Source organism: Acidovorax sp. CF316 (genome assembly GCF_000276605.1).
Classification (GTDB): domain Bacteria; phylum Pseudomonadota; class Gammaproteobacteria; order Burkholderiales; family Burkholderiaceae_C; genus Acidovorax.
Genome location: NZ_AKJX01000303.1, coordinates 1 through 6,066 on the forward strand (window position 1 = coordinate 1; position 6,066 = coordinate 6,066).

Below are 6,066 nucleotides of genomic sequence, written 5' to 3' on the forward strand. Positions count from 1 at the left end.
GTTGTCTCAGTTCCATCGGGCGATCCTTCGGGCCGTGTGCGTTGCGCAGTCATCATGGTGTGTGATGGGTGGGGATGTTCGCACACCCGCCCCGGGCCGTGGCTCAGACGCCTTTCGGCAGCAGTGCGGCCAGGGCCTCGCGCATCCAGCGCGCAATGAGCTGCTGGCGCTCGCGCGGCATGCGGTCCAGGGTCGAGGCCACGCTGATCGCGGCCACGGGGGCACCTTCGGCGTTGCGCACGGCCATGCCCGCGGCCAGCACGCCCTGGGTGGCGTGGTTGCCCACCACCGACCAGCCGCGCTCGCGCGTGGCGCGCACCAGGATGGCCAGGCGCTCGGGCGTCATGCCGCCATAGCGTGGCAGGGCCTGCGCGTTGGCCGCGATGCAGGTGTCCACCTCGTCGTCGGGCAAGGCCGCCAGCAGCGCCAGCCCGGCCGCGCCCACGCCCAGCGGCTGGCGCGTGCCGACCTGGATCACGAGGATCTGCACCGGGTGCGTGCCCACGTGGCGCGCAATGCAGTGCGAGGCCGGCCCTTCGCGCACGATGGCGAAGGCCGCATCGCCGCAGGCCCGGCTCACGCGCTCCAGCACCGGGGTGAGGCGCATGGCCATGTTGGGCAAAGCGGTGGGCGCGGCCACGGCCGCCAGGCGCGGCCCGGCCACGTAGTGGAAGCGCCCGCGCCGGGCCAGGTGGCCGCCTTCGAGCAGGGTGGCCAGCAGGCGGTAGACGGTGGCCCGTTCCAGCCCCGCGGCGCGGCATAGCTCGACCACGCGCAGGCCGTCGCGCCCGCTGGCCAGCACGGCGTCCAGCACCTGCAGCCCCCGGCGCAAGGTGCGGCTGCCGGGGTCGTCCAGCGGTTCTTCGGGCAGCGGGGTAGATGTTGAAACGTCCGGCAGGCGGACGTTTCGATTCGCGGGTCGGGAGGGCATGGGAAAGAATTTGTCCGTCGATGCAACCAGTGCGCAGTGTGCCGCAGAGCCACGCCGCCGGGGCGCCAAGACCGATTTCCCGACACACAAAGGAGACAAGACATGAGCCCGCACACCACAACCATCACCGCGCCGCGCCGGCGCCTGCTGGCCCTGGCCGCCGCTGCCATCGCCTGCACCACCGCATTGCCCCTGCAGGCCCAGACCGCCAGCGCCATGGGCTGGCCCGCCAAGCCCATCAAGCTCGTCGTGGGCTATGCAGCCGGCGGCGCCACCGACGTGATCGCGCGGCTGGTGGCCGTCAAGCTCGGCGACCAGCTCGGCCAGCCCGTGGTGGTGGACAACCGCGCAGGCGCCAACAGCAACGTGGGCGCCGAGGCCGTGGCACGCGCCCCGGCCGACGGCTACACCCTGTACGTCTACACCATCGCCAACACCATCAACGCCTCGCTGTACCCCAAGCTCGGCTACGACCCGGTCAAGGACTTCGAGCCCATCGGCATGATCGCCAAGATCCCCAACATCCTGGTGGTCAACCCCAAGCTGCCCGTCAAGAACCTGGCCGACTACGTGCGCTACGCCAAGGAGTCCAAGGACGGCATCACCTTCGCGTCCTCGGGCAGCGGCTCGTCCATCCACCTCTCGGGCGAGATGTTCAAGATGCAAAGCCAGCTCAAGATGCTGCACGTGCCCTACCGCGGCAGCGCGCCGGCCGTGACCGACCTGCTGGGCGGCCAGGTGGATTCGATGTTCGACAACACGCCCTCGGCGCTGCCGCATGTGCAGGCCGGCAAGCTGCGCGCCATTGCCATCACCAGCGCCCAGCGCTCGCCCCTGCTGCCCGATGTGCCCACGCTGGCCGAGTCGGGCTATGCGGGCTTCGACGTGCAGTCCTGGTTCGGCCTGGCCGCGCCCACGGGCACGCCGCGCCCCGTGGTCGAGCAGCTCAACGCCGCACTCAACAAGGTGCTGGCCCAGCCCGAGGTGCGCAGCCGCCTGCAGGAGCTGGCTGCCACCCCCGATTCGGGCACGCCCGACAAGATGCGCAGCTTTGCCGCCGCCGAGATCAAGCGCTGGCGGGAGGTCGTCAAGGCCTCCGGCGCGACGGCCGAGTAAGCGAGCCCCTCACCCACCACGACCCTGCTTCCCATGTTCCCCATCGACTTCTTCTGGCGCGCCGCCCAGCGCTGGCCCGACCGCATCGCCATCGACGCACCCGAGGGCGCCCTCCGCTACGACGCGCTGGCCGCGCGCGTGGCGGCGCTGGCGGCCGGCTTCACCGCCATCGACCCGGCACCGCAAAGCCGCGTGGGCATCTGCGCGGGCAACAGCGCCGAGCACATCGCCGCGCTGCTGGCCGTGCTGGCCTGCGGCAAGGTCTGGGTGCCGCTCAACCCCAAGAGCACCCGGCCCGAGATCCGCCGCATCATCGATGCGACCGAGCCCTCCATCGTGGTGCTGGACAACGCCTGCTCCGAGCTGCTCGAGGGCGCGCCCGGTGTCCACCTGCCGACCGCAGGGCTGTCCGACCTGGCGGCCGCACATGCCGGCGCCCGGCGCCCCGTGATCGACCTGCCGGACGACGCGACCCAGGCCATCAAGTTCACGGGCGGCACCACGGGCGCGCCCAAGGGCGTGATGCAGCCCTACCGCGCATGGATGGCCAACATCACCAACCAGATCCACGCCTGGGGCTTCGACGAGCACGAGCGCTACATCGTGGCCGCGCCCATCACGCACGGCACTTCCACCTACCTGCTGCCCATCCTGGCGCAGGGCGGCTGCCACGTGGTGCTGGGCGGCGCGGGGGCCGAGGCGGTGCGCACGGCCTTTCGCGAGCGCGGCGGCACGGTGTGCTTCATGCCGCCCACGCTGGTCTACATGCTGATGGCGCTGCCGGGCGTATCGCGCGCGGACTTTCCGCGCCTGCGCCGGTTGATCTATGGTGGTGCGCCCATGCCGCCCGAGAAGATCCGCCAGGTGCGCGACTTCTTCGGCCCGGTGCTGGGTACGACCTATGGCCAGACCGAGGCACCGCAGATCCTCACCGTGATGCAGCCCGCGGACTTCGAGGACCCGGCCAACTGGGCGGCCGTGGGCCGCACCACCTGGTTCAGCGACGTGGCCATCATGGCGCCCGACGGCCGCCTGCTGCCCACGGGCGAGGTGGGCGAGGTGGTGGCGCGCGGCGACCTGCTCATGACCGGCTACTGGCGCCTGCCCGAGAAGACCGCCGAGACCCTGGTCGACGGCTGGCTGCACACCGGCGACCGTGGGCTCATCGACGAACGCGGTTATCTCTACCTCAAGGACCGGCTCAAGGACATGGTGATCACCGGCGGCTTCAACGTCTACCCCGTGGACGTGGAGAACGCGCTGGGCCAGCACCCTGCGGTGCACGAATGCGCCGTGTTCGGCCTGCCCGACGACAAGTGGGGCGAGACCGTGCAGGCCGCCGTGCAGCTGCGGCCCGGCGAGCAGGCGACCGAGGCCGAGCTGATCGCCTTTGTGCGCGAACGCCTGGGCCCGGTGCAAACACCCAAGCACATCCACTTTCACGAGAGCCTGCCGCGTTCGCCCGTGGGCAAGGTGCTCAAGTCCGCCGTGCGCGATGCGGCTTTGGCCGCACTAGCCACCACGGCCTGAAGGAACCATTCACATGACCACTACCGCTTCCAAGACCCCCGTCACCCGCCTGTGCACCCACACCCTCACCAGCCTGCACTACCGCGATGCGAACCTGGTGGAGGACCTGATGGGTCAAAAGACCTTCACCGAGGTGATGCTGATGCAGATCCTGGGCCGCGCGCCGCGCGGCGTGGACCTGCGCATCACCGACGTGGTGCTCATCGTGCTCATGGAGCATGGCCTCACGCCCAGCGCCATCGCCACACGGCTGATCTACATGAGCGCGCCCGAAAACCTGCAGGGCGCCGTCTCCGCCGGCCTGCTGGCCGTGGGCAGCTCCTTTGTGGGCACCATGGAGAACTGTGCCGGCCTGCTCGACCGCATCAGCGCCGCAGCCGACCCGAAGGCCGAGGCGCTGGCCATCGCGCGCCACTACAAGGGCCTGAAATCTCCCGTGCCGGGCTTCGGCCACCACCTGCACAAGCCGGTGGACCCGCGTGCCTACAAGCTGCTGGAGATGGGCCGCGCCGAGGCCGAACTGCAGGGCGACAAGATCCGCGCGCTGGAGACCCTGTCCCAGGCGGTGGACGAGGTGGCCGGCCGGCCCATCACCATCAACGCCACGGGCGCGGTGGCCGCGCTGCTCGGCGAGATCGGCGTGCCCACAGCGGTGATGCGCGGCTTTGCCGTGATCTCGCGCGCGGCCGGGCTGGTGGCGCACATCGTGGAAGAGCAGAACAGCCCTTCGGGCCGCTTCATCTGGGACACCATCGAGCATGCGATTCCCTTCGTCGGCGGCAAGGACGGCCAGGCATGAGCGGCGGCCAGGAAGGCACGGTGCTCGTCACCGGTGCCAGCCGGGGCATCGGCCGCGCCGTGGCCACGCGGCTGATGGCCGACGGTCTGGACGTGGTCAATTTCGACATCGCCGCGCCCGAAGCCCTTGCGCAGAAGGAGACCTTCGTGCAGGTGGACCTGGCCGACGAGGCTGCCCTGCGCGACGCGCTGGCGCGCACCGTGGCCGTGCGGCCCATCACGCGCCTGGTGAACAACGCGGGCATCGTGCGCCCGGCCGGCATCGACACGGCGACCCGCGCCGACCTGCACGCGGTGATGGAGGTGAACCTGGCCGCGGCCATGGCCTGCGTGCAGGCGCTGCTGCCGGCCATGCGCGCGGCGCGCTTCGGGCGCATCGTCAACATATCGAGCCGCGCGGCACTGGGCAAGGGCGAACGCATTGCCTATGCCGCCAGCAAGGCAGCGGTGCACGGCTTCACGCGCACCCTGGCGCTGGAGCTGGGCGCCGACGGCATCACCGCCAACGCCATCGGCCCTGGGCCGATTGCCACCGAGCTGTTCGAGCGCGTCAACCCGCCCGGCGCACCGGCCACGCAGCGCATCCTGGACACCATCCCCGTGCGCCGCATGGGCCAGCCCGAAGAGGTGGCGCACCTGGTGGCCTCGCTGCTCGATGCGCGCGCGGGCTTCACCACGGGCCAGGTGATCTACGTGTGCGGCGGCATGACCGTGGGGCTGGCACCATGAGCGTGCAGCGCTCTCCACCGGCCCTGCCGCTGGACCTGTCGGGCCGCGTGGTCTTCGTGGCCGGCGGCGGATCGGCTGGCCCGGGCTGGAGCATCGGCCGGGCCGCCTGCGTGACCTATGCGCGCCTGGGCGCCAGCGTCTGCGTGGCCGACCGCGATGCGGCGTCGGCCGCGGAGACCACGGCGCTGATCGAGGCCGAGGGCGGTACGGCCGCCACCTTCGTGGGCGACGTGGCTGTGCAGGAGGACGTGAAGCGCCTGTTCGCCGAGGCGCGCGAGCGTTTCGGCGGCGCCATCGACGTGCTGCACCACAACGTGGGCATCGGCAAGACCGGCGGGCCGCTGGAGACCAGCGCGGAAGATTTCGACCGCATCCACGGCGTGAATGTGGGCAGCCTGCTGCTGGCCTGCCAGGAGGTGCTGCCCAGCATGGTGGAGCGCGGGCGCGGCTCCATCATCACCATCTCGTCCATCGCGGGCATGCGCTACCTGGGCTACCCGCACCTGGCCTACGGGGTGACCAAGGCCGCGGTGACGCACTTCACGCGCATGGTGGCACAGCAGTACGCGGGCCAGGGCGTGCGCGCCAACACGGTGGTGCCGGGGCTGATCGACACGCCGCGCATCGCGACCACGGTAGCGAAGATGTTCTCGGACACCAGCCTGGACGAAGCACGCGCCGCGCGCGCCCGCCAGGTGCCCGTGGGCCGCATGGGCACCGCCTGGGACGTGGCCCATGCCTGCGCCTTCCTGGCCAGCGATGCATCGGCCTATGTGACCGGTACCGAGCTGGTGGTGGATGGCGGCATCACGGGCAAATTTGTGTAGAGCCGCTCAGTTCAGTTGGCCATTGTGCTGTGCGCAGCCCGCGATGCATGAAACTGGCGCGGCCGAGCCCAGTGCCCCCGTGCAAGGGCCGCCCCGCCGCACTGGGGGCGTCCCCCTCCCGACTCGCGCAGCGAG

6 protein-coding genes are annotated in these 6,066 nt (G+C 71.0%); 5 read left to right on the forward strand and 1 reads right to left on the reverse strand.

Annotated features, from left to right (window positions below):
- Positions 1-103: 103 nt before the first annotated feature.
- Complete coding sequence (locus tag PMI14_RS33140; protein WP_007862212.1) at positions 104-931, reverse strand: IclR family transcriptional regulator; 828 nt, start codon at positions 929-931, stop codon at positions 104-106.
- A gap of 102 nt (positions 932-1,033) precedes the next feature.
- On the opposite strand from PMI14_RS33140, the gene PMI14_RS33145 reads away from it, so the two are divergent.
- Genes PMI14_RS33145 through PMI14_RS33165 form a run of 5 tightly spaced genes read left to right on the forward strand, consistent with a single transcriptional unit; the run spans position 1,034 to position 5,931 of the window.
- Positions 1,034-2,047, forward strand: a complete 1,014-nt coding sequence (locus tag PMI14_RS33145; protein WP_007862217.1) for a tripartite tricarboxylate transporter substrate binding protein — start codon at positions 1,034-1,036, stop codon at positions 2,045-2,047.
- A gap of 33 nt (positions 2,048-2,080) precedes the next feature.
- Positions 2,081-3,577 carry a class I adenylate-forming enzyme family protein gene (locus PMI14_RS33150; protein WP_007862219.1) on the forward strand — a complete coding sequence of 499 codons (1,497 nt, stop codon included), beginning with the start codon at positions 2,081-2,083 and terminating at the stop codon, positions 3,575-3,577.
- A gap of 13 nt (positions 3,578-3,590) precedes the next feature.
- On the forward strand, positions 3,591-4,376 hold the full coding sequence (locus PMI14_RS33155) for a citryl-CoA lyase (RefSeq protein WP_007862222.1): 786 nt from the start codon (positions 3,591-3,593) through the stop codon (positions 4,374-4,376).
- A complete protein-coding gene (locus tag PMI14_RS33160) occupies positions 4,373-5,104 on the forward strand; it encodes an SDR family NAD(P)-dependent oxidoreductase (protein WP_007862224.1) in 732 nt (243 codons plus the stop codon). Before PMI14_RS33155 ends, PMI14_RS33160 begins: the two co-directional genes overlap by 4 nt.
- Positions 5,101-5,931: an SDR family NAD(P)-dependent oxidoreductase gene (locus PMI14_RS33165; protein WP_007862226.1), complete on the forward strand. Its 831-nt coding sequence runs from the start codon at positions 5,101-5,103 to the stop codon at positions 5,929-5,931. The genes PMI14_RS33160 and PMI14_RS33165 overlap by 4 nt, the downstream gene beginning before the upstream one ends.
- Positions 5,932-6,066 lie beyond the last annotated feature (135 nt).

Bases quoted from the DNA above. Each gene is read 5' to 3' on its own strand.
- PMI14_RS33160 (WP_007862224.1), top strand. From the start codon at position 4,373: ATGAGCGGCGGCCAGGAAGGCACGGTGCTCGTCACCGGTGCCAGCCGG.
- PMI14_RS33155 (WP_007862222.1), top strand. From the start codon at position 3,591: ATGACCACTACCGCTTCCAAGACCCCCGTCACCCGCCTGTGCACCCAC.
- PMI14_RS33165 (WP_007862226.1), top strand. From the start codon at position 5,101: ATGAGCGTGCAGCGCTCTCCACCGGCCCTGCCGCTGGACCTGTCGGGC.
- PMI14_RS33140 (WP_007862212.1), bottom strand. From the start codon at position 931: ATGCCCTCCCGACCCGCGAATCGAAACGTCCGCCTGCCGGACGTTTCA.
- PMI14_RS33150 (WP_007862219.1), top strand. From the start codon at position 2,081: ATGTTCCCCATCGACTTCTTCTGGCGCGCCGCCCAGCGCTGGCCCGAC.
- PMI14_RS33145 (WP_007862217.1), top strand. From the start codon at position 1,034: ATGAGCCCGCACACCACAACCATCACCGCGCCGCGCCGGCGCCTGCTG.